Origin of the sequence: Cupriavidus sp. SHE (assembly GCF_000812445.1) — a bacterium.
Taxonomy (GTDB): Bacteria; Pseudomonadota; Gammaproteobacteria; order Burkholderiales; family Burkholderiaceae; genus Cupriavidus; species Cupriavidus metallidurans.
Genome location: NZ_JWMB01000029.1, coordinates 1 through 22,876 on the forward strand (window position 1 = coordinate 1; position 22,876 = coordinate 22,876).

Annotated in this window: 20 protein-coding genes and 1 pseudogene; 11 read left to right on the forward strand and 10 right to left on the reverse strand. The window is 64.0% G+C overall.

All coding sequences use genetic code 11. From position 1 onward, the window contains the following. Positions 1-90 precede the first annotated feature (90 nt). Positions 91-501, reverse strand: a pseudogene (locus RN01_RS15935) (DNA-binding protein); the annotation flags it as partial. A gap of 175 nt (positions 502-676) precedes the next feature. On the opposite strand from RN01_RS15935, the gene RN01_RS15940 reads away from it, so the two are divergent. The 3 genes from RN01_RS15940 (at position 677) to RN01_RS15950 (ending at position 5,797) form a co-directional block, all read left to right on the forward strand. Then, entirely contained in the window at positions 677-1,852 is a 1,176-nt protein-coding gene (locus tag RN01_RS15940) for a tyrosine-type recombinase/integrase (protein WP_008646544.1), read from the forward strand. Positions 1,853-1,891: 39 nt separating this feature from the next. Further along, the gene (locus tag RN01_RS15945; protein WP_008646539.1) at positions 1,892-5,218 is read left to right on the forward strand and encodes a DEAD/DEAH box helicase; all 3,327 of its coding nucleotides are present in this window, start codon (positions 1,892-1,894) and stop codon (positions 5,216-5,218) included. A gap of 135 nt (positions 5,219-5,353) precedes the next feature. Then, a complete protein-coding gene (locus RN01_RS15950; protein ID WP_223277442.1) occupies positions 5,354-5,797 on the forward strand; it encodes a calcium-binding protein in 444 nt (147 codons plus the stop codon). Here the strand turns inward: RN01_RS15950 and RN01_RS15955 are convergent. The 3 genes from RN01_RS15955 to RN01_RS15965 all read right to left on the reverse strand — a co-directional run bounded on the left by RN01_RS15955 (position 5,788) and on the right by RN01_RS15965 (position 9,486). Next, on the reverse strand, positions 5,788-6,558 hold the full coding sequence (locus RN01_RS15955) for a site-specific integrase (protein ID WP_020206395.1): 771 nt from the start codon (positions 6,556-6,558) through the stop codon (positions 5,788-5,790). The two genes, RN01_RS15950 and RN01_RS15955, sit on opposite strands and share 10 nt — an antisense overlap. Continuing rightward, a complete protein-coding gene (locus RN01_RS15960; RefSeq protein WP_039016688.1) occupies positions 6,555-7,493 on the reverse strand; it encodes a DNA-binding protein in 939 nt (312 codons plus the stop codon). The genes RN01_RS15955 and RN01_RS15960 overlap by 4 nt, the downstream gene beginning before the upstream one ends. 319 nt (positions 7,494-7,812) lie before the next feature. Next, the gene (locus RN01_RS15965) at positions 7,813-9,486 is read right to left on the reverse strand and encodes a site-specific integrase (protein ID WP_029306638.1); all 1,674 of its coding nucleotides are present in this window, start codon (positions 9,484-9,486) and stop codon (positions 7,813-7,815) included. Between the two features lie 232 nt (positions 9,487-9,718). On the opposite strand from RN01_RS15965, the gene RN01_RS15970 reads away from it, so the two are divergent. Continuing rightward, positions 9,719-10,003, forward strand: a complete 285-nt coding sequence (locus RN01_RS15970; protein ID WP_017515957.1) for an H-NS family nucleoid-associated regulatory protein — start codon at positions 9,719-9,721, stop codon at positions 10,001-10,003. Between the two features lie 254 nt (positions 10,004-10,257). Here the strand turns inward: RN01_RS15970 and RN01_RS15975 are convergent, their stop codons facing one another. The 6 genes from RN01_RS15975 to RN01_RS16000 are packed head-to-tail and all read right to left on the reverse strand — an operon-like array spanning position 10,258 to position 14,547. After that, a complete protein-coding gene (locus tag RN01_RS15975; protein WP_017515956.1) occupies positions 10,258-10,884 on the reverse strand; it encodes a hypothetical protein in 627 nt (208 codons plus the stop codon). Between the two features lie 17 nt (positions 10,885-10,901). Next, positions 10,902-11,363, reverse strand: coding sequence for a chromate resistance protein ChrB domain-containing protein (locus RN01_RS15980; protein WP_024570398.1), 462 nt, complete (start codon positions 11,361-11,363; stop codon positions 10,902-10,904). Continuing rightward, positions 11,360-11,698, reverse strand: coding sequence for a rhodanese family chromate resistance protein ChrE (gene chrE / locus RN01_RS15985; protein ID WP_017515810.1), 339 nt, complete (start codon positions 11,696-11,698; stop codon positions 11,360-11,362). Before chrE ends, RN01_RS15980 begins: the two co-directional genes overlap by 4 nt. A 17-nt stretch (positions 11,699-11,715) precedes the next feature. Next, positions 11,716-12,309 carry a superoxide dismutase gene (locus RN01_RS15990; RefSeq protein ID WP_017515809.1) on the reverse strand — a complete coding sequence of 198 codons (594 nt, stop codon included), beginning with the start codon at positions 12,307-12,309 and terminating at the stop codon, positions 11,716-11,718. Positions 12,310-12,327: 18 nt separating this feature from the next. Continuing rightward, a complete protein-coding gene (locus RN01_RS15995) occupies positions 12,328-13,533 on the reverse strand; it encodes a chromate transporter (RefSeq protein ID WP_024570397.1) in 1,206 nt (401 codons plus the stop codon). A gap of 39 nt (positions 13,534-13,572) precedes the next feature. Then, a complete protein-coding gene (locus RN01_RS16000) occupies positions 13,573-14,547 on the reverse strand; it encodes a chromate resistance protein ChrB domain-containing protein (protein ID WP_017514989.1) in 975 nt (324 codons plus the stop codon). Positions 14,548-14,680: 133 nt separating this feature from the next. Between RN01_RS16000 and RN01_RS16005 the strand changes: the two genes are divergently transcribed. The 7 genes from RN01_RS16005 (at position 14,681) to RN01_RS16035 (ending at position 22,818) form a co-directional block, all read left to right on the forward strand. Continuing rightward, positions 14,681-14,968 carry a CnrY/NccY family anti-sigma factor gene (locus RN01_RS16005; protein ID WP_017514988.1) on the forward strand — a complete coding sequence of 96 codons (288 nt, stop codon included), beginning with the start codon at positions 14,681-14,683 and terminating at the stop codon, positions 14,966-14,968. Further along, positions 14,965-15,411, forward strand: a complete 447-nt coding sequence (locus RN01_RS16010) for a periplasmic heavy metal sensor (RefSeq protein WP_024570396.1) — start codon at positions 14,965-14,967, stop codon at positions 15,409-15,411. Before RN01_RS16005 ends, RN01_RS16010 begins: the two co-directional genes overlap by 4 nt. Next, positions 15,408-15,983: an RNA polymerase sigma factor gene (locus RN01_RS16015; RefSeq protein ID WP_017514986.1), complete on the forward strand. Its 576-nt coding sequence runs from the start codon at positions 15,408-15,410 to the stop codon at positions 15,981-15,983. Before RN01_RS16010 ends, RN01_RS16015 begins: the two co-directional genes overlap by 4 nt. A gap of 73 nt (positions 15,984-16,056) precedes the next feature. Then, positions 16,057-17,313 carry a TolC family protein gene (locus RN01_RS16020; protein WP_024570395.1) on the forward strand — a complete coding sequence of 419 codons (1,257 nt, stop codon included), beginning with the start codon at positions 16,057-16,059 and terminating at the stop codon, positions 17,311-17,313. Continuing rightward, positions 17,310-18,497, forward strand: a complete 1,188-nt coding sequence (gene czcB, locus RN01_RS16025; RefSeq protein WP_024570394.1) for a CzcB/NccB family metal efflux transporter periplasmic adaptor subunit — start codon at positions 17,310-17,312, stop codon at positions 18,495-18,497. Before RN01_RS16020 ends, czcB begins: the two co-directional genes overlap by 4 nt. After that, on the forward strand, positions 18,494-21,724 hold the full coding sequence (locus RN01_RS16030) for a CusA/CzcA family heavy metal efflux RND transporter (protein ID WP_024570393.1): 3,231 nt from the start codon (positions 18,494-18,496) through the stop codon (positions 21,722-21,724). Before czcB ends, RN01_RS16030 begins: the two co-directional genes overlap by 4 nt. A gap of 38 nt (positions 21,725-21,762) precedes the next feature. Then, positions 21,763-22,818 (forward strand): DMT family transporter, encoded by a 1,056-nt coding sequence (locus RN01_RS16035; protein ID WP_024570392.1) that lies wholly within the window; start codon positions 21,763-21,765, stop codon positions 22,816-22,818. Positions 22,819-22,876: the final 58 nt, after the last annotated feature.

A 22,876-nucleotide genomic window follows, 5' to 3' on the forward strand; every position in this document is an offset into this window, starting at 1 on the left:
GCGCAGCAGCGCCAAGATCGGCGCGGGCAAGTTCAGGCCGCTACGACCGCTGCAACCGGCTTAGCGTGCTTTATTTTCCGTTTTCTGAGGCGACCCCAACCGGGCCTGCTGGTCCTCGAGCTGGCTACGCAGCGTCTTCACTTCGGCTTCAAGCCCCAGGTTGACGGTTGCCAGGGACTCAGCGCGCGCGGTGGCGGCCGCCGCTTCGGACTCCAGCTCTTCGCCCCGCTGTGCGAAGACCTGCTCACCGTGCTCGATGGCGAGCGCCCAGAGGGACAGCATCGCATTGGCAACGGCGGGCGGGAGTGCGGCGCTCAAGGCGTCGACGCGCGCCTGCTCATCCTTCCAGAGCTTGAGTTCGTCGTTGATCGTCGTCCGGCTGCCCTGGCGGATTTCCGCGTAGATCAGGTCGACGGTGAGTTCATGTGGGCGTCGGCCGGCAGCAACGAGCCGCGCGGCGGCTTCACGGGTGCGAAAGCGGGTATTGCTGATGCGGCTCATTGGAACTAAACCTGAAAAGTGCTCCGGGAGCTGGGTTTTGAACTAAAATCTTCATGTATATGATGGTATCACATTATATATATAACGATGTCTTCTAGAAATTTACGATAAGACCGATAATCGTAAGCATCCCAGGTGTACGATGCGAGACCCTGCCGAAAAATCGCGTCAGTCCATGAACCTGCCCGCCACCGAGCCTGTTGTCCCCCTCATGCTGCCGGCCGCACTGGACGGCCACGACGGCACGAATCGCGCGCGCGGCGCTAACCGACAGATCACGGCCGATACCGACCTTGAGGCCGTCCGCCTGTGGCTTGCCGAGTACGCCAGCTCGCCGCACACGCTGCGCAGCTACCGCAAGGAAGTGGTGCGGCTGCTCGTCTGGGCGACGCGCACGCTGGGCAAGCCGCTGTCGAGCCTTACGCGCGAAGATTTCCTGATTTACGAGCAATTTCTTGCCGCACCGTCCGCAAACTGGGTCGATCCCGTCCTGCCACGGCGCGGGGGCACGCGGCGGCTGTTCGACGGGCCGCTTTCCGAGCGCAGCCGGCGCCAGGCCCTCGGTATCCTTTGCGGGCTGCTCAATTACCTGGTGGCCGCCGGATACCTTGCCGGCAATCCGCTTGCACTGCGGCGCTCGTCCTCGGCAATGCCGGCACGGACCCGCCGCATTGAACGTTACCTCGATCACGCGCTTTGGCAGGTTGTGCTGGAATCGATGGAGACCTGGCCGCAGGCCTCCGCGCGCGAGCGCCAGCACTACGAACGCAGCCGATGGCTGATCCGGCTGCTGTACCACACCGCATTGCGGGCAAGCGAAGCCGCCAACGCACAGGCGGCGGACTTCTTCCAGCGTCGCGGCCGCTGGTGGCTGCACGTCATCGGCAAGGGTGGCGCCGAGGGCGAGGTACCAGTCTCCGACACCCTCATGGCCGACTTCGCACGCTACCGCGCATTCCATGATCTGGCACCCATGCCCTTGCCGGCCGAAAGCACGCCGGCCGTCATGAGCATCGCCGGCGACGCCAAGCGGCACCTGACGCCGACGGCCATCTACCTGATTGCCAAGGAAGTGTTCCGCCGGGCCGCCGACACCCTCGAGCCAACCGATCCGATCGGCGCGGCCACACTGCGCCGGGCCTCGACGCACTGGCTGCGGCACTCGGCGGCTTCGCATCAGGCCGACGCCGGCACTGATATCCGCTTTATCCAGAAGAACCTTCGCCACGCCTCGATCGAGACGACCGGGATCTACTTGCACGCCGAAGATGACCGCCGGCATGCCCAGACCACTCAGGCGGGGTCAGAACCGGAAGCCGCTGCCGTACCGGCCGGGAGCCTCCCCGCGTAGAATGCTCCCCGCGTTGTCAACCTCTGAATCCCTCAACCGATGTCTGTCTCCTACGATCCCCGCCAAATTGCGGAATGGCTGGACTCCTACACGGTGTCCAAGGCTCGCTCCTATGCGAGCGCTGTCTCGGAGTTGCGCTGGATCGACGAGGATACCTTGGCGGGACTGGTGCAAGGCACCCGTACGCGCCCGTATGACGTGCGTGCGTATTTCCACGACATCGACGAAGACATGTGGGTGGAGGGAGAATGCACGTGTCCGGTCGGCGTTGACTGCAAGCACGTGGCAGCGCTGTTGATCGCCGGCCTTGCGCACCAGCCGAAGCCATCGGCCGCCGGCGTGCGCGCGGAACTGGTGACCTGGCTGGAAAATTTTCGCGCTCGACGCACGGCAGCCAATCCCGCTGCCAAGAAAAAACCAGCCAAGGCCACGCATGCCCTGGCCTATGTGATCGGGCAATCGTATCGCGGCTGCGAGATTTCCCTCTACAAGGCCCGCGTGGGGGCCGACGGTACGATTCGCTCGGTCGACGATCGGTGGCAGAACGTCGAGAAAGCGCTGGTCGAACCGCCGAAATTTGTTTCCGAGGAGGATCTGTCGATCCTGCGCGGATTGTGGCTGGGCCGCTCGCATGCCGCCTATACCGGTGGTTTTGCTCTGCAGGGCGCAACCGGCGCCGCCATCCTGGAAAAGCTCATCGCCACCGGGCGTGCATTTACTTCCTTTGTTCCCGCAGGCGCCCACTACCCCGGATCACACTGCCCGGTGCACTGCGGATCAGAGCGCGGCGCAAAGATGACCTGGCAAGCGCAACCCGACACGCGCGTGCGGCCAGTCTTGCAGGCCGAGCCACCCGCCACCCTGTTGCTGACGACCACCCAGCCCTGCTGGTATGTGGACGCGCATTCTGGCGAAGCTGGCATACTCGCCATGCCGTGGCCGGCGGAACAGGTCACGGATTTCCTGTCGATGCCGGCCATCACGCTGGACGAGGCGGCGCTCGTTGGCAATGTGTTGCGTGAAGTCGCCCCCGACCTACCCATGCCGCCCGCGCCCGACGCGTCGTCCGTGCAGGTGATCGACACCGTAGCGACGCCCGTACTGACTCTCGACACCTTGCCGACCTGGTCAGTGTCGCCACTGGATTTTGCGACGGTCAGTTTTGATTACGCAGGTCACAGCATCCCTGCAAATAGCAGCACCACCCTCGTTCGCACTGCTGGCAGCGAGGTCATCCAGATCAAAAGAGACGCCAATCTCGAGCGGAAACGTCAGACCGAGTTGCAAAAGGCGGGCTTCAGAAAAATTCCGGCCAACCGTGCATATGGTTACAAACCGTTTCCAGATGGCATCCTCGGCCCCGAAGATGTCGACGACTGGCCGGATCTCATGAAGCTGGTGCTACCCGCACTACAGGCAAGCGGCTGGCGCGTCGTCATGAGCGACGAGTTTCGGCACAACGTGATCGAAATCGAAGCGATTGACGGCAGCCTGCGTCAGACCGGCGACGGCTGGTTTGACGTCGAGATGGGCATCACAGTCAATGGTCGCACGGTGCGCCTGGAGCCGCTGCTAGCAGACCTCTTTCGTCGCGATGAGCGCTGGCTGTCGGGCAGGCTCGATACCATCGCGGACGACGAAGCGATCGACATGAAAACCGACCGCAACGAGCGGCTTCGCCTGCGTGCCGACCGGCTTAAACCAGTCGTGCGCGTGCTGATCGACCTGTTCGACTCGCTCGGCACCGGCATGCGCATTTCCGAGTGGGATGCGGCCCGGCTCCATGCGCTGGATCAGACCGGGCGCTGGCAGTTTGACGGCGACGCATCGATCCGGCAGCTCGCGCAGCGCTTGATGGCGGGTCCTGGGGTGACAGACGTGCCGGTACCGCGTGGCCTGAAGGCCGAACTCCGTACCTACCAGCGTCAGGGTCTTGCCTGGATGCAGTTCCTGCGCGAACACGGGCTGTCCGGCGTGCTCGCCGACGATATGGGCCTCGGCAAGACCATCCAGGCACTTGCGCACATCCTCACCGAAAAGGAACGTGGCAGGCTGGACCGGCCTGCGCTGATCGTCGTGCCAACGACCCTCATGCACAACTGGTGCGAGGAAGCGCAGCGCTTCACGCCGAAGCTGCGCGTCCTGGATCTGCACGGGCCCCAACGCCACGAGCGCTTTGACCAGATCGGCAAGCACGATCTCATCCTGACCACCTACGCCTTGCTGTGGCGTGACGAGGAAGTTCTTGCCAAGCACGACTTTCACCTGCTGATCCTAGACGAGGCGCAGTACGTCAAGAATGCCGCCACCAAATCCGCCGCAACCATCCGCGAACTGCGTGCAAGACACCGCCTTTGCCTGACAGGCACGCCGCTCGAGAACCATCTCGGCGAACTGTGGGCCCAGTTTGACTTCCTGCTGCCTGGCTTCCTCGGTACCCGTCAGGACTTCACCCGCCGCTGGCGCACGCCCATCGAGAAAGGCGGCGATGCTGTTCGACGTGAACTGCTCGCGCGACGCATCCGACCGTTCATGCTGCGTCGGCGCAAGGATGAGGTCGCCGCCGAGTTGCCCCCGAAGACGATGATAGTGCGCACGGTCGAGCTCGAAGGCGCGCAGCGTGACCTGTACGAGACGGTGCGCGCGGCCATGCAGGAAAAGGTCCGTGCGGCCGTCGCAGCAAAAGGCCTCGCGCGCAGCCACATCATCGTGCTGGAGGCGTTGCTCAAGCTGCGCCAGGTCTGCTGCGATCCGCGGCTCGTCAAAATCAGCCAGGCGGCCCGGATCAAGGAATCGGCCAAGCTTGATCTGCTACTCGACATGCTGCCCGAACTAATCGAGGAAGGCCGTCGCATCCTGCTGTTCTCGCAGTTCACCAGCATGCTCGACCTCATTGCGGCGGCGCTGGAAAAAGCTGGGATTCCATACGTCATGCTGACCGGGGATGCCACCGATCGCGTCACACCAGTCAAGCGCTTCAAGCAAGGTGAGGTGCCGCTTTTCCTGATCAGCCTGAAGGCCGGTGGCGTTGGCCTGAACCTGACGGCGGCCGACACCGTCATTCACTACGATCCCTGGTGGAATCCCGCCGTAGAAAATCAGGCGACCGACCGCGCTCACCGTCTCGGGCAGGACAAGCCTGTGTTTGTTTACAAGCTGATCACCGCCGGCAGTGTTGAGGAGAAAATCGTCGCGATGCAGGAGCAGAAGGCGGCGCTTGCCAACGCGATCCTGTCGGAAGATGGCGCCGGCGCCGTCAAGTTCTCCGCCGACGACATCGAGGCGCTCTTTGAGCCGATCCCGGCCGCACCACCTGTTGTGGCACCGGCGGCGAAGCCCCGATCCCGCACCAGGACGGGAACATAAAAATGGCCTTGCCGCGACGCATAGTCGAGGTCTGACCAGCACGAACCCCAATGGCAAAAACGGGCGACAACCAACACGAACAGCGCATCTCGATGGAGATCGTGGTCGACCGCGTACACCGAAGAAGAATGCGCGATGGCGTGGTACTGCCATCTCGAGGACAGTCTGAGCTTTCCATTCGAAGCGCGGGTACGTCAGGCGATGGTGGCCTCCCCGCTGCGCTCAGGTGACAGAGTCTCCGTCTTCAGACTCGCGCATGATCAGTTGTGCCGCGTTGCCATCTTCGTGCACGCACTTTACAACCAGCGTGAACTCGTCGTGCCCCTTGCCCAGCTTGTTCCCGTCCGCGCCGACCAGAGCACGCACCTTGCCGTCTCTGACTGGCACTACTGGCACGACCAAGGTTGCAGCTTCTGCCCCCCGCACGATCTGACATCCCCCGGCATAATCCCCGAGCGCAACTTACAGGGCGCTCGGGCCGTTATCAGGTCAAGTCGCACCCTGCCAGCCCTTGCCTGGTCAGGGGCTGGCGGAAGATTTGCACTTTTCGGGGGATGGGCAGAAATAGCCTACCAGTAGCCGTAGAGGCTTGCCACCACCGCCAGCGCGCGCGTGCGGGTCGCTTCTGACAAGGGCGGCGCGGCGTCCTCCCTGCCGGTCTCCCCGTGCTGCAGCGCGTGCCGGTAGCCGAGCAACCGCTGGCGCGTGAGGTCCGAGAGCGGCCCAAGCTCGTGCGCGCCGCACCAGCGCATCAGGCGGCGCAGTTCGGCGCCATAGGCGCGCAACGTGTGGGGCGAGCGCCCGGTTCGGTCGCGCAGGAAGAGCGCCAGCGCCTGTGCATCGTCGGCGGCGCCGAGCGTGTTGGCCGCCGCGTGCGGCTGGGCGAAGCGGCCGGCGCGCGTGAGCCACGCGTGGTCAGCAGGGCCGTAAGCGGCCAGCCACGGGTTCGCCGCGACAGCTCCCCTCGCTTCCGCGGCGGTCGGCACCGTTGCTTCGCTCGCTAAGGCGGCGGTGGACCGGATGCGGCGCCGGTGCGTGTGCAGCAGCCGCGCGAGGACCGTCTCCGGGCGGGGCGCCAGATCCGCCGTCACCGTGCGCAGGCGCCCGCGCTCCCAGTATTCGACTGCCCCATCGTGCGCCAGCAGCAGCTTGAGCACGGTCGGCTGCGCGGCCTTGGCGTCGGCCAGCGAGCCATAGCGGCGCTTGACGCGCGCCAGCGTCCAGTGCGCGTAGACCGGGTGCCCGAGTGCCTCCGCCAGGTAGGCGAGGGCCGCCGCGACGGTGGCCGGCAGTGGGCGCGGCGGCACCGCGCCCGTATCGATCCAGTCGGCCGGCTTCATGACTGGGCGGTCCGCTTGGCGGCCGCCTTGCCCGTCGATCTGGGCACGCGCGTCTTGGCCGCTGGTGGCGCCGCGGCCAGGGTCGCACGCAGCAGCTCGTCGAGCTGGGCGCGCTGGCTGGCGGTGACGGCCTTGAGTGCGCTCGCCTCGCCCGCGGCGGTCTGGCGCGCGGCCCGCTCGCTGGCCAGGTCGGCGTCGAGTCGTGCGCGCTCGTCTTCCAGCGCGGCGATGCGCCGCTCGGCGAATTTGAGTTGGGAGGCCAGTTGCGCGCGCTCGGCCCGCACCGCGTCGCGCTGGTGCGCGGTTTCCTGCAGGAGCTGCTTCGACAGCGCCTCGTAGCGCGCCTGGGTGGTGGCGATCGCCTCGGTGTGGGTGCGCTCGCCCGCCGTGGCGCGCTCCTGGGCGGTCGCCAGCGCCGCCTCGAGCTCGCCCCGGCGTGCGGCTTGCTCATCGGCGCGCGCGCACGCCGCCGCCTGGGCGGCGCACGCTACGGCCAGCGCGGTGTCGCGCGCGGCGAGCTGGCCGCGCACCTCGCTCAGTTCGGCCCGCAGCAGCTCGACCCGCAGTTCGGCCTCGGCGCGGGCGGCCTCGGCGGTGTCGGCTGTGGCTTGCGCCTCGCGCTTCAGGCGCACCACGTCGTCGAGCTGCACCGCGACCGCGGCCTGCCACAGCGCGCGCATCGCTTCGGCGATCTCGACCGGAATCTCGGGCAGGGCGAGGTCGGCCAGGCCCGCGCGCACCACCTCGGCCTCGATCGCGTTGAGCGTACGCGACAGCGTTGCAGGGTCACCGCCGCCCAGGCGGTCACGCAGCTTGCGCACCGACACCACGCGGCGAAAGCGTGCGGCCGTGGGCGGCGCCGCGTCGCCGGCCTCGGTGAGCATGGCCAGCACGGTGGCGCGGATCTGGTCGGGGGTGGCGGCGAGGCGGGGCATGGCAGTTTCCGGAGGCGCATTTCAGCCTATCTTACGCACATACCTAACGTTAGAAAAGCCATTTATGTGTTGCTTGGGAAAACCAAAGACGGATAAATCTAGTTATCTTGCGGAAACAATGGCTTCCAGCCACAGGGGGTGATCGTACTTTTGGTGCTAAATCTGGCGGTTTGGTTTGAATTTCTCTTATAGATCAATGCCTTGTGCGGCAGCGCATTTCCCGGTTGCTGTTCCTTCCGGTGCAAAATCTGGCGCATTTCAGGCCAGCGCTGCTATCTCCTCGCGCCCCGTACTCACGGCACGTGCTTAAAAAATGGTTTCAGGCAGCGAATGCCTCGCCGAACTGCCGGGCCCGCTTGACATCATCGGTATGTAAGTAGATGGACGTGGTCGAAATTGAGGCGTGGCGCAGGTTGTCGCGCACAGCGCTCAGTTCGACACCCTTGGCCAGCGCGTGGGTCGCGTGGGTGTGCCGCATCCAGTGTGGTGTCGCCCGGCGGAGCTTCTCTGCCAACGCTGGATGATCGCCTTCGATGATGTCCGCTGCGAGCCTGAAGAATCGGCGCATGACTTCCCACAGGCGCAGGGGCGTGATGCCGGTTTCACCACCATCCAGGCTACCGATTAAGGGCGTAGTGGGGTTCCAGCGAGCGCGGCTGACAGGGAGCTCGCGCTCCAGCAGGTAGCGTTCCAGCGCTGCCCGCGCCAAGGGCGTCAATGCGACCCTAGCGGGCTTGCCACCTTTGCCGACCAGGTGCAGCCAGTGATCGCCCAAGGCGTCGGCGTCGAGGTGACGCAACGCGGCATTGGCCAGTTCGCTGATCCGCAGCCCGGTCGCGTATCCGAAATCCAGCAGGAAGCGAAGCCGTTGTGCGGCCGCAGCTTGCCAGCCGTACGACCACTCGAGGCCGTTGGCGATGGTCCGTACCAGCAGCCATTCGCCTTCGGTGAACGCGTGCGTGGTTTCCACGGCCATGGCACGCTGGCTGCCGCGCACCTTGATACCCGCAAATGGGTTGGCAAGCACATAGCGTTGTTCCACCAGCCAGCGGAACAAGGCGCTGAGTACGGCCAGCGCATGTGCGACCGAGCGCGCCGAGAGGTTATCGACAAACGGGCGCCAGTCCGGCGACGTGCGTGGCCGTGGTGGTCCGACCCAGCGCTCGCGCGGCGTGGGTCTGCGCAAAAATGCCCGATAGTCGGTCGCATCCTTGGTCGTCAAGGATGAAAGGGCCTTCCCTCGCGCTACGATGGCCCACAGGATCAGCCGTTCGGCTTCCTTGCGGTAGGCGCGCTGCGTGGCCGGCGATTCGTGCAGGGCCAGCCAAGCCTGGATGGCCTCGTAATCATTGTCCACACCCAGAATGCAGGTCGACAGCGGAGCGCGGAAGGCGCCGGCGGAGCCGTCGACCTCGTGGGGCAGCCGCAGGTGTTCCCACGGCGTCACGATGGACCGTCGGTCGGCGACGATCAAAGCGCGGGCACGTTCGGTTAGCACCGGGTGTGCGGCAAAGAATGCCTCGATCTGGCGGGCGCTGGTGACTCCGAGCCCCGGCACGGCGGTCCACCACTGTCGCCGGCGGGGGATTCGAACGGTTAGGTCGGCCAGAGTGTTGATGCCAGCGGCCTGCAGCGCGCGTACGGCGCGCGCTGGCAGCCACTGTGCCACGGCATCGCTGATCTGTGGCGAAGGCGCGGGGGTTACACGCAGTTGCTCGATGGCCGCCGCAGCTGCCCGGGCGTAGCCCACGCGCTCGGTGGCAGAGCACACGAAGACTTCCGCCAGGTCGGGGCGCTGGCGCTGCCGGGCATACTGAACGAGTTGGCGCCGGATCGCTCCGATGATGCCTCTTGCCGATTGGCCATCGCCAATCCGATCACGCAGGTAGCGGTCGGCCGACTCACGCGAGGAAGCGCCCTCGTACCAGGCGCGCAGCGTGGCAAGAGCGGCGGGGTCGGGCAGGCCATCGGGAACAGTTAGGCGTCGGGGCATTTTGTGTGGAGCAAGTTACGTACCAAGATATTGGTACAGAGATAATAACTCTTATCTCTGTACCCATGATTCGAAACGTTGCCGAGGCATGGGCACACCTGTCCCTGGGGCGCGCGAGGCGGCATTGGGGGGAGGGTCGGCGGGCATGGGCTAGAATCGGCTGTGGGCTACAACGCCCGTCACGAACCGTGGGCGGGGCCGAGCAGACTGCCCGCCGTTATCTTCCCCCGCCATGCCAATCGCCTATCCTGGGGCCCAATCCTTGCGCGAGCGCGCCGACGCAGTCCTGTGGATCAAGTCACAGATGGCCCGGCTCGGGCTGAGCTATGAGCAACTCCTGGCGGCAGGCTGTTTCGCGGCGCCCGGCGTAGCCGGAGGCTCTGCCTCAGGCGTCATCAAATTTCGGGACGCCGCTGGCCACGCCTGGAATGGCGTGGGCGACCTGCCGGATTGGTTGCAGCGCGCGGTCAATGCGGGGCAGTCGATCGAGCATTTCCGCGCAGAGCAAAAGGTATAGCTTGGCGGAGGGCCGTACCCGACCCGTTACCGCCGCTGATCACACAGCATGTCAACGACCACTTGTTGAGTGGAAGCGGCCGTCCAATGCCGTTGTGGTGAAGCAACCAATGGCGACACCGACGCATATCGCGACACAGGATCGAAATTCAGAAGCTGTCGCAGCCGGTAAAAAGCGTCCCAATTGCAATCGCGTACCGCGAGTTTCCTTCCATGCCAGTACCCGGGTGATCATGCTTGTTCCCATTTTTTGCGCTACTTCGATACGGCGGCGCTGAACGAGAAGGCATCGAACACAGTCACGCTGTCCGCCTTCGTCCAGACGCCAACTGCGCCGGCGCCACTGATGTGCTCGTCCGTTACGTCAATCTGTCGTTTGCCGTCCAGGGAAACCTGGATATGACTCCCGGCGAATTCCACGCGCAATGTGTGCCAGACCCGGGCGGCGACTGGTGTTTCCTGATACTTGATCGTGTGCCTGCGTCCGCCGATCGTGTAATACAGAGAGACGTTGTTCTCCAATGCGTTTGCTCTCGCGACGTAGTACTGGTTACCGTCCTTCCAGCGCCAAACCACCCCACCGGCCTGATCATCCCGACCAGCGATCGGCTTGAACTTCACCTCGACATACCCGTCAGTAATAGAGGCGTCCTGCTTCACGCACCACGGAAAATCGCCGGAGCCAGACTGCTTGAGCACATTGGCCCCATTTGGCGCGGTCGGGTCGGCCTCAATGGTCCATTTCGGCTGGCCACGTCCGGTGACGCCAGCCAGCCACCCTGCGGGCAACGCCCCTTGCTTGTCTTGACTGAACATGACGGTCTCCCCCAATGTGGGCAGGGTCATCAGTAAAAGTAGTGGAGTGAGTAAGATCCGCTTCATCCGGCCCCCCGGTGCGTTCACGCAGGCATTTTTGGTGGCCACTGATGCGTTTCCGCCTGGCAACTCTGACACCATGCATACAGCGCGTCGTACATCACCATGCCGCGTTCAAGCATTTCATGGTCGTCGGTGAAGACGTGAGACAGCCCCAGTGAAATCGCATAGAGTCCGCTCGACTGCGGTGTCAGGTCCAACCGTGATGTATCCGCGCCGCGCACAATGCCGGCCAGTTGCTGCAGGGCCGGATCACCGCCGAGCTTGTACCTATCAAGAAACGCATCGAAGCTGCAAAGCTCGCCCACATGCGTCAGCTCAACACCAGGGATGTCATAAGGAATGGCACCGGATTCGTTGGCGATGCGCACGACGTCTGCGGCCGGCACGTACAGGAAGTCCGGCGTCTCGTCGATGAAGCGTGCGATCAGCCACGGGCAGGCGATGCGATCGATCTTGGGGCGTTCACGCGTGATCCATTTCATGGCGCAGTCCGTGGTTTGCTAACCGTGGGATGACTACCGGCGGCCCATTCTTCGAGACCGCCGACCAGATACGACGCATCAAAGCCAGCGGCTTCCAGCAGCGCTGCGCAGTCTTGGCCAACTTGGTGGCCGCGAACGCAATAGACGATGACCGGGCGGTTTGCGTCGAGAGTGGAAATCCAGTGGCCAAGGTCATCGGGGTTGCGCCAGATGGCCCCCGTGATAATTTGGTCACTCGCATCGAACGCTGCCTTGCGTCTGACGTCGATCAATTGCGGTGAGTCGAGGGCTTGCAAAGCCGCGGCGAGTTCACGGGAGGTGGTAGCATTCGGCATGGGCAATCCTGCGTCGGTTATTGCTGAGCTGTGGCAGCAAAGCGGGTTGCCACGCGTTGCCAACTGATGTTCGGCAGGAACGCATCGACATACGCGGCCGCCTTGGCGCCGTAATCCATGTGGTAGGAGTGCTCATACATGTCGAGCGCCAGGATGGGTGTGGCGCCTGCGAGCGTATGGGCGTGATCCGACGCCCACTGGTTGACGAGCCGCCCGTCGCGCGGCGAATAGGTGAGCAACACCCAGCCCGAGCCACCGCCAAGCGCCTTGCCCATTGCCGTGAATTCGGCCTGCCAGCGCGAGACCGAGCCAAAATCGCGCTCGATAGCGGCTTTCAGGTTGCCTTCCAGCGGCCCGCCATCGCCAAGGCTGTCGAAGTACACCTCGTGCAAGATCATCGAATTCGTGGCGATGAGTTCCTCACGTTTCAGCCCATTGAGTACGAACACAGGTGCGGTCGCGACATCCAATGCGACAAGCTCCGCCGTAATGGCATTCAGTCGCTTGACTGCGCCACCGTAGTTGTTCTCGTAGTGGCTGAAGATTAGTTTCTCGGACAGGCCTGGCAACCCCGCCGGATCGCATGAGAGCGGCTTCATCTGGTAAGTCATCGTGTCTCCTGTGGCGATTCAGTGGTGCAGCAGCGGATAGGCGAGCAGGCCGATCGCGGCGGCACCTGCAACAATCATGGGCTCGGACAGTTTCTTGAACTTCAGCAGCAGTGCAACGGTGACCAGTGCCAGCAACACCGTGGGGATATCGATGATCGAGCGCTTGGCCAGCACGATGACCGCGCCCGTGATCGCGCCGATGGCGGCTGCCGTGACACCATCCACGAACGCCAGGATGGCGGGCAGCTTCCCGTATTTCTTGAAGTACGGTGCCGGTAGGATCGTGAACAGGTAGCAGGGCAGGAACGTTGCCGCCGCTGCCATGCAGGCCCCCGGCAGTCCTGCGACCAGATAGCCGATGAAGCCGACGGTGATGACTACCGGGCCAGGCGTAATCATGGCCACGGCCACGGCGTCCACAAACTGCTTGTCGTTCAACCAGTGGTGTTCGGTCACCACGCCGCCATACAGGAACGGCACGATGGCGAGCCCCGAGCCGAAGACGAACGCACCGGCCTTGGCGAAGAACACCCCGATCTGCGAGAGCAGTGGCCAGTCCACGGTACTTAGCAGACCACTTGCCGCCGGCAACGGTGCTGCCGCCATCGCATTGAGCTTGCCTTGGCGGAACCATTTGGGCGGTGCACGCCAGAACCAGACCAGAACGCCAGCCGCCAGAAATAGCCAAGCCACCTCCGATTCGGTGATGACCGTCACTGCTGCGAGCACCAGGTAGATGCACCACAGCAGTTTGTCCTTACCAACACTCTTCTTGGTCAGCTTGTAGGCACTGATCGCAATGATGCCGATGACGGCGGCACCCACCCCGTAGAACACGGACTGCATCCACGTCAGTCCACCGAAGCGCGTGTATGCCCAGCCGAGTGCCAACACCATCAGGAAAGAGGGCAACACAAAGGCGATGCCGACGAGCGTCGCGCCCAGGATGCGGTAATGCACATAGCCAAGGTAGATCGCCAGTTGGGCCGCCATGGGCCCTGGCGCCAGTTGTGCCAGCGCGATGCCTTCCTTGTAGTCGGCGTCGGTGATCCACTGGCGCGCGTCCACCAGATCACGGTGCATGTAGCCGGCCAGGGCCACCGGGCCACCAAAGCCGAAGGTGCCGAGTCGCAGGAAGTAAAGCACCAGTTGCCGTAGCGTGTAGCCGGGGCGCTTATGGGTTGACTGGTCCGATGCGGTATCGGCTGGTTGGGGCGAGTTCATCGTTAGTCTTGAGGTGTGAAATTGATTGGCGAATTTGGATTAGCGCTTGCGGCTACTGGAGAAGTGCAGATGGAGCGAATCGAGGACATGGCTCATCTCGTCCAGCAGGGCATCATCGTCGGACAGCCGCTCACGGGCACCGGTCAGCACGGCTTCAAAGCCGCTCGCTTCCGCGACGGGCATGCCGCCGATGTCGAGTACATGAATCATCTGGCCAAGGCGCGCCAGCCCCTTGTCCTCGTCGAGCCCAAAGCTGGCGAGCAACACTTCAAAGGAAACGCGGTCGCCGATATGCGTGAACGTCGCGCCATCGAAGTCGAATCCCAACGCGTCGTCCGGGCATTCGTGCATGTCGGCGAGCCAGAGGAAGGTGGCGTGGGGATCGATGAAGCGCCGGATCAGCCAGGCACAGGCGACGCGGTCCACCCAGAGGTGCCGGCGTGTCGCCCAGTGCCGCCCCTGATACTGGGTGGGATCACGTCGTGGGATGCTGCCGGCTACCCCATGTGGTTCGCCCGGCGACAGGAGAATGTCAACGGCCGCGTTGAAGTCGCGCCATTGCGCTTCGGCCCGGGCCGAAGCGTCGTTGGGGAAGAAGTCGATATGGCGAATCGCGTCGAATCCCCGGCCGTGGCGGCGCACGAGGCGCAGCAATTCCGCTTCGTCCGTGTCGCCCAACGTTGCGCGCGCACCGGAGAGTTCGGCCGCCCAGGCCGCGTATTCGGCCGACCGGTCGAACAATGCGCGATACTCGGCATCCTCTCGCGCATCGTTCGTGTGGACCGAGAGGATCCAAACCTTGCCGTCTTCGCTGGTCGCGTCGGCAGCGAGCTTTTCGAGCTGGCCGCGCAATCCCGGCTGGTCGGGCAGAAGGTAAGCGCCGTCCCGCAACGACGCGCCGCCGAGCGACTTGATGCCGCGCCACAGTCGCATACGCGGGGTCGCAGCCGATGTCGGCAGGCTGACGATCAGCAGCAGCCAGGTGGCTTGGGGGCTGGATGGGAGAGGATTCATGCGCCAAGCGTAGCTGGCCGTAGTCGCCTCTTCAATGTTGTAGAGATCTCTACAATTCAAATATTCGATACGGATGCGAGGGTGTCTGCCGCTTAGCGCCGTATTAGCTAGGTCAACAGCTTGGAGATCAGCAATGGCTGACATCGACGAATGGCTAAATAGCGCCTCAAGGATCATACGAAAGGCGTCTTCCGAAACGGACATCGCGGAAATTCAGAGGCGGATCGCGGCAGAACCGACGCAAGAAGTCCTTGTCGCGCGCCACGATGTGTGGCGAGCCGTCCTCTGTGCCGCTGTGGCGGCGCTGGTGGCGTACGCGGCAATGGACCGAGTGGCCACGAGCCTGGTGGTCAGGACTGGACCGACCTGGGTGGCAACGCCGTCTGCCGCATCGCCGTTCGGCCTGCTGATCGGCGAATGATGACGCCGCGAACCCGACGCCTGTCCATTTCCACGCTGGTTGGCGCGCTAGTCGGCATTTCCGTGGCGATTGCAGGTGTCTATGTCACGCGTTCCTCGCATGAACGGCACACCGACTTGCATGAAATGCTGCACGAAGCCGTGCCGCTCGACGCCAACGAGCGCGAAATTCTCGAACTGAAAGAAGAGGCATTTGCCCAGCGCCGTCGGGAGATCGAGATGCGGTTGCGGGCGGCGAACGGAAAGCTGGCGAACGCCATCGCCAGAAATCCAAACTGGTCGCCCGAGGTCGAGGCCGCAACCCAGGAGGTCGAGCGCGCCGCCGGCGACCTGCAGCGCGCCACGCTGGTCCATGTGTTCGAGATGCGTGCCGGTCTCAAGCCCGAGCATCGGCCTGCCTACGACCGCGTCCTTGTCGATGCGCTTCGCCGTGGATCGCAGTGAATCCCGACGACGCGGACAAATTGCTCGCCCGCCAGGCGGCCGAAGGCAACCAGCGCGCGTTCGGTCAGCTTGTGGAACGGCATGGCATCGCGCTGGCTCAGGCTGCGCGCAGCTTTGGTATTCCCGAGACCGACGTTGACGACGTCGTACAGGACACCTTTGTCGCCGCATGGCACGCGCTGGATGATTTTGATCGAGACAGGCCGTTTCGCGCGTGGCTTTTCCGCATTGGACTCAACAAGATGCGGGACCTGTATCGCTTCCGGCGCGTCAGACAATTCCTTTTCGGCGCTGAGGACCTTGGCGACATGGAACTGGCCGGCGGGGTCGCACACGATGAGCCGGGCCCGGAACAGCACGTGGCAGCGCGCCGGGACCTGGCACGCGTAGTCAAGACCCTGGACAAGCTGGACAAGGGCTCGCGCGAAGCGATTGTATTGACGGCAATCGTGGGAATGTCCCAGCCGGAAGCAGCAGCCGTGCTTGGCATGAGCGTGAAAGCCATCGAGGGGCGCATTGCGCGTGCGCGGGCCAAACTTGCCGCCGTACTCGAGGCGGGCTCCCAAAAATAAAGACCCAATCCGACGAGGGGAAGCACCACCTGGATTCGTATAGAGAGGAATAGTAGTCAACCTTCTCTCTTCGATGAAACAGGTGATTTTTTCGTTGCTTTGCCGGCCTCGCTACCTCAGCGTGGCGTTGTGGTGCCTGCCTGCCGCATTGAGCCATGCCGCCGAGGCGCCTCCCTATCAGAACCTGTTGCAGCAGTCACTGGCACTTGCCCCGGCAATGGTCGCGCAGGCGGCCAATGTTCGCGCCGCCGGCGCCGACGCCGCTCAGTCCCGTGCCTGGCTCAACCCGCGGATCGATACCGTGCTGGAGAACTTGGGCGCCCCGGCAAGCGAAGGCGTAAGCCAGCGCCAGAATACCTATTCGATCACGCAGCCTTTTGAAATTGGGGGCAAGCGGGGCGCGCGCATCGAGGTCGGAGAACGCAACTTCGCCGCAGCACAGGCGCGAGAGCGGCAGGCTCAGGTGGCCTATGCCGCGGAACTCGCTGTGGTCTACGCAACCGCAGAAGCGATGCTGGGGCGCCAGGCGCTGGCGACCGAAAATCTGGCACGCGCCAATGAGGAGCTGGCGGCGGCGCGTGCCCTCGTCGATTCCGGGAAAGAGGCCAGTTTGCGCAGCGCGCAGGCAAGAGCCAGTGTGTCGGCGGCGCAGGCTGCCGAGGCGGCAGCCACCAACGACGCCACGCAAGCATTGGCAAGGTTGTCCGCGCTGTCTGGCGCCTCGGAGCCCTATACGGCGGTCACGAGTTCCTTGCTGACGGCCCAGCCGGCCATCCTGAATGCTCCCACCGCGCTTGGCGAGTCCCCCTCGGTGCGCGCTGCCGAAGCCGAACGCAATGCATTGGACGCCCAGGTGGACGTCGAAAGAAAGCGCTGGATCCCCGATGTCGGCGTCAGCGCGGGGGTACGCCGCTATGGCTGGACCAATGCCAGTGGCTACGTGGTGGGCGTGACGGCTTCCCTTCCGTTGTTTGACCAGAACCGCAATGGCATCAACGCTGCCGTCGAACGCGTCGCGGCTGCGCAGGCGCGGCTCGACAGCATTCGGCTTGAGGCGAATGCCGTACGCCAGTCCGCCATCTCCCAAGTGGCCACGACGGAAAAGCAACTCGCCGCGGCTAGCGAGGGAGAACAGGCGGCTACGGAAGCCTATCGCATGGGGCGCATTGGTTATGAATCAGGCAAGACGCCGCTGATGGAACTGCTGGTCGTGCGACGTGCACTGATCGAAGCCCGGCAACTGACGATTGACGCGCGCCTGGCGCGCGTGCGCGCCTTGGCGGCGCTGGCTCAGGCAGACGGCCGTCTGGCATTTGAGGAATCACGATGATGAAGAACGAGCGTCGGTCTGTGAACTGGCCAATGGTAGCTGGGGTGGCCGCAGTGGCGGCGGCGGTGGGTTTCGGCGCGGCGAGACTGTCTGGGCCGGAGAAGTTGCCCGCATCGTCACAGGCTGCAGAAGCGAAGAAGCCGGGAGTCACGGCGGAAAAAGCTGGCCCACAAGAGGTCAAAATTCCGGCCGCCTACCTTGCGGCCGCCAACATCGCGGTGGAGCCGGTAGCGAGCGCAGCAGTCGGCGCGGAAATCCTGGCGCCGGCCACGGTGGCAGCAGTGCTCGGCAGCGAGGCGGTTATCGTGTCGCGCGCCGCCGGCGCCGTGCAGCGTATTCAGCGCCGGCTTGGCGATTCCGTGCGGGCGGGTGATGTGCTGGCCGTGGTCGATAGCCCCGATGCAGCCGCCATGGCTGCCGAGCGCAAGGTCGCGCAGGCGAAGGCCGATCTCGCGCGCAAGACCTACGAGCGCGAGGCAAGCTTATTCCAGCAGGGCGTCACGCCCCGTCAGGAAATGGAAGCAGCGAAATCCGCGCTCGAAGTTGCGCAGGCCGAAGCGCAGCGCGCTGCCACGGTGGCCCAGTCCGCGCATCTGGCCAGCGACGGGCGCTCGGTGGCCGTCGTCAGCCCGATTGCGGGCAAGATCACGGCCCAGTCCGTCACGCTGGGCGCTTTCGTGGCCCCCCAGGCGGAACTCTTCCGCGTGGCCGGCACCGGTGCCGTGCAGGTGGAGGCCGCCGTGACCGCCGCCGATACGAACCGCATTGCCACCGGTAGCGACGCCACCATTGTGCTGGCCAACGGCTCGCCGCTGCCGGCGCGCGTGCAGGCGGTCACGCCGACTGTGACAGGTAGCGCGCGTGCCGCGACGGTGGTCGTGGTGCCGGCGCAGCCGACTGATCGGCTCGTGGTGGGCGAAGGCGTCCAGGTGCGCCTGCGCACGGCGGCGAGCGATGCCGCTTCCCTTTCTGTGCCGGAAGACGCGGTGCAGAACCTCGACGGCCGCGACGTCCTCTTCGTCCGCACGCAGGAAGGCTTCCGTCCACGTCCCGTGCTGGTGGGTACCCGTAGCGGTGGTTCGGCGCAAATCCTCTCCGGTGTACAGCCCGGCGAACAGGTGGCCACCCGCAATGCCTTCCTGGTCAAGGCGGAAATGAACAAGGGCGGCGGGGACGAGGAATGATCGAGCGTATCCTCAGCGGCTCGGTCCGCTATCGCTGGCTGGTTCTGTTCCTCACGGCAATCGTCGCGATCATTGGCGCCTGGCAACTCAACCTGCTGCCGATCGATGTCACGCCTGACATCACGAACAAGCAGGTCCAGATCAACACCGTGGTGCCGACGATGAGCCCGGTGGAAGTGGAAAAGCGCGTCACGTATCCGATCGAGACGGCTATTTCCGGTCTGAACGGTGTCGAGAGCACGCGCTCGATGTCGCGTAACGGCTTCAGCCAGGTGACCGTGATCTTCAAAGAGAGCGCGAACCTGTACTTCATGCGCCAGCAGGTAACCGAACGGCTGGCCCAGGCGCGTCCGAACCTGCCGGGAAATGTCGAGCCGCAGATGGGACCGGTATCGACGGGGCTGGGTGAGGTCTTTCACTACAGCGTCGAGTACCAGTATCCGGACGGCACCGGCGCCCCCATCAAGGACAGCGAGCCGGGCTGGCAGAGCGACGGCAGCTTTCTGACCGAGCGTGGCGAGCGTCTCGATGATCGCGTCTCAAGGCTCGCCTATCTGCGCACGGTGCAGGATTGGATCATCCGGCCGCAGTTGCGCACGACGCCTGGCGTGGCCGACGTCGATTCACTCGGCGGTTACGTCAAGCAGTTTGTCGTCGAGCCTGACACCGCCAAATTGGCAGCCTACGGCATTTCCTATGGCGAGCTTGCGCAGGCACTTGAGGATGCCAATCTGTCAGTCGGCGCGAACTTTATCCGGCGCTCCGGAGAGTCATACCTGGTGCGCGCCGATGCCCGGATCAAATCGGCCGACGAAATATCCCGGGCTGTGATTGCCCAACGACAGGGTGTGCCGATCACGGTGGGACACGTCGCAGCGGTCAAGATTGGCGGAGAACTGCGGTCCGGTGCCGCCAGCCGCAATGGCAACGAAACCGTGGTGGGCAGCGCGCTGATGCTCGTTGGGGCCAACAGCCGCACCGTGGCGCAAGCCGTGGGCGACAAACTGGACCAGATCTCGAAGACGCTGCCGCCAGGCGTGCTGATCGTTCCTACTCTCAATCGCTCCCAACTGGTGATTGCGACCATCGAAACGGTGGCGAAGAACCTGGTGGAAGGAGCGCTGCTGGTGGTGGCAATCCTGTTCGCCCTGCTGGGCAACTGGCGTGCGGCGGCCATTGCCGCCCTGGTCATTCCGCTGTCCATGCTGGTCAGCGCGATCGGCATGAATCAGCTCAATATTTCCGGCAACCTGATGAGCCTGGGGGCGTTGGACTTCGGCCTGATCATTGACGGGGCGGTCATCATCGTGGAGAACTCGCTCAGGAGGCTGGCTGAGCGGCAGCACCACGAGGGGCGTGTGCTGACACTCAATGAGCGGCTGGAAGAAGTTATCCAGTCCTCCCGCGAAATGGTCCGTCCGACGGTCTACGGCCAGCTCGTGATCTTCATGGTCTTCCTGCCATGCCTGACCTTCCAGGGAGTGGAAGGCAAGATGTTCTCCCCGATGGTGATTACGCTGATGCTGGCACTCGCGTCGGCCTTTGTGCTGTCGCTGACCTTCGTGCCCGCCATGGTGGCAGTGCTGCTGCGCAAGAAGGTGGCTGAGAAGGAGGTGCGCATCATCGCGGCAACCAAGCAGCGCTACCGGCCGTGGCTTGAGCTTGCCGTGGCGCGCCCAATGCCGTTCATTGGCACCGGTGTTGCGACGCTGGCGATCGCGGCGGCGGCCTTCACGTTTGTCGGACGCGAATTCATGCCGACGCTCGACGAGCAGAACTTGAACCTGTCGTCGGTGCGTATTCCGTCGACGTCGATCGACCAGTCGGTCGCCATCGATCTGCCACTTGAACGCGCTGTGCTGTCGCTGCCGGAAGTCCAAACGGTGTATTCGAAGGCGGGCACGGCCAGCCTGGCGGCCGACCCGATGCCGCCGAACGCTTCGGACAACTACATCATCCTGAAACCGAAGGACGAGTGGCCGGAGGGGGTCACGAGCAAGGAACAGGTTATCGAGCGCATTCGCGAGAAGACCGCGCCGATGGTCGGCAATAACTATGATGTGACGCAGCCGATCGAGATGCGGTTCAACGAACTGATCGGCGGCGTGCGTAGCGACGTCGCCGTGAAGGTCTATGGCGAAAACCTGGACGAACTGGCGGCCACGGCTCAGCGCATCGCGGGCGTGCTGAGAAAAACCCCGGGAGCCACCGACGTTCGCGTGCCACTAACCAGCGGTTTCCCGACCTTCGACATCGTCTTCGATCGCGCCGCAATCGCCCGCTATGGCCTGACGGTCAAGGAAGTGGCTGATACGGTGTCCGCGGCTATGGCGGGTCGGCAATCCGGGCAGATCTTCGATGGCGATCGCCGTTTCGACATCGTGGTTCGCCTGCCGGGCGAGCAGCGTGGGAACCTCGACGTCCTCGGCGCGCTTCCGGTCATGCTGCCAGCGGTTGACGGTCAGCCTCGTGCCTCGGTACCGCTACGCCAACTCGTGCAGTTCCGGTTCACGCAGGGTCTCAATGAAGTCAGCCGCGACAATGGCAAGCGTCGTGTGTACGTGGAAACCAATGTGGGCAGCCGCGATCTGGGCAGCTTCGTGGACGATGCCGCGGATCGCATCGCCAAGGAAGTCAAGCTACCGCCAGGCATGTATATCGAGTGGGGCGGCCAATTCCAGAATCTGCAGGCGGCAACCAAGCGCCTGGCCATCATCGTACCGCTGTGCTTCATCCTGATCGCCGCGACACTGTACATGGCGATCGGCAGCGCCGCACTGACGGCGACCGTACTGACGGCAGTGCCCCTGGCGCTGGCTGGCGGCGTGTTCGCACTGCTCCTGCGCGGCATCCCGTTCTCGATCTCGGCGGCCGTCGGTTTCATTGCGGTGTCGGGTGTGGCTGTGCTGAACGGACTGGTACTGATTTCAGCTATCCGGAAGCGGCTTGAAGATGGCATGACACCGCACAGTGCGGTGATCGACGGTGCCATGGAACGGGTCCGGCCGGTGCTGATGACTGCCGCAGTGGCATCGCTCGGTTTTGTTCCGATGGCCATTGCCACCGGCACCGGTGCGGAAGTCCAGAAGCCGCTGGCCACCGTCGTCATCGGTGGACTCATCACCGCAACCGTGCTGACATTGTTTGTGCTGCCGGCACTTTGCGGCATGGTGCTGAAGCGCCGGGCCGCCGGCCGGCCGGAAGCGCAAGCCGTGCTAGAAATGTGAGTTCGCGAGTCCACTTTAGCCCCATCCCCTGATCCGCCATGTCCATTCGTACCGCATCTCCGGCATTACTGGCCGCTCTGCTATTCGGTGCAAGCACGCCGCTGGCCAAGGCGCTGACCGGTTCAGTTGCCCCGCTCTTGCTGGCCGGGCTGCTATATCTGGGCAGCGGCTTCGGCTTGGCCCTTGTGCTCGCGATCCGAAGAATCTGGGCGAAGCCTGATCCGGGAAATGATCATGGTGGCATTCCGCGAGCAGAGGTGCCGTGGCTAATTGGCGCAATCCTTGCGGGCGGCGTGGCGGGGCCAGCGTTGCTAATGACTGGCCTCGTCTCGACCAACGCCGCGTCGGCATCCCTGCTGCTGAACGTGGAGGGTGTGTTCACGGCCGTCATCGCCTGGGTGGTGTTCAAGGAGAACGCCGACCGACAGATTGTTCTGGGGATGATCGCGATCGTGGCCGGCGGCTTGCTGCTTTCCTGGCAGCCGGGCAGCCTGCAGATGTCGACTGGCGCGCTGCTTATCGTCGGCGCTTGCCTGTGCTGGGCGGTTGACAACAACCTGACCCGCAAGGTCTCCAGCAATGACGCGCTACTCGTCGCCTGCCTGAAGGGTGTTGTCGCTGGACTATGCAACACGACGCTCGCCCTGATGCATGGGGCTGTGTTTCCACCGCTCAGTACCGCGACAGGTGCGCTGGTCGTCGGATTCGCCGGATACGGTGTGAGTCTCGCCTTGTTTGTGGTGGCGCTGCGTCTGTTGGGCACTGCGCGAACCGGTGCGTATTTCTCGGTCGCACCATTGTTTGGAGTCCTGATCTCATTTGTGATCTGGCCTGAAGTGCCAGGCTTGGCTTTCTGGCTTGCCGCGGCGCTGATGGCATTGGGCGTGTGGTTGCACCTGCGCGAGCGGCACGAGCACGAGCATACCCATGAGCCACTGGCGCACAGCCACTCGCATCGACACGACGAGCATCATCAGCATGAGCACGACTTCCCATGGGATGGCAAGGAGCCCCACAGACACTGGCACGCGCACGAGGTGATGGTACACAAGCATCCGCATTATCCGGACGTGCATCATCGTCATTCGCATTAGCGTGGCACTGCCTCCGCACTGTTGAAAATCGCTTGAGGGTCCTCCGACCACTTTCTCT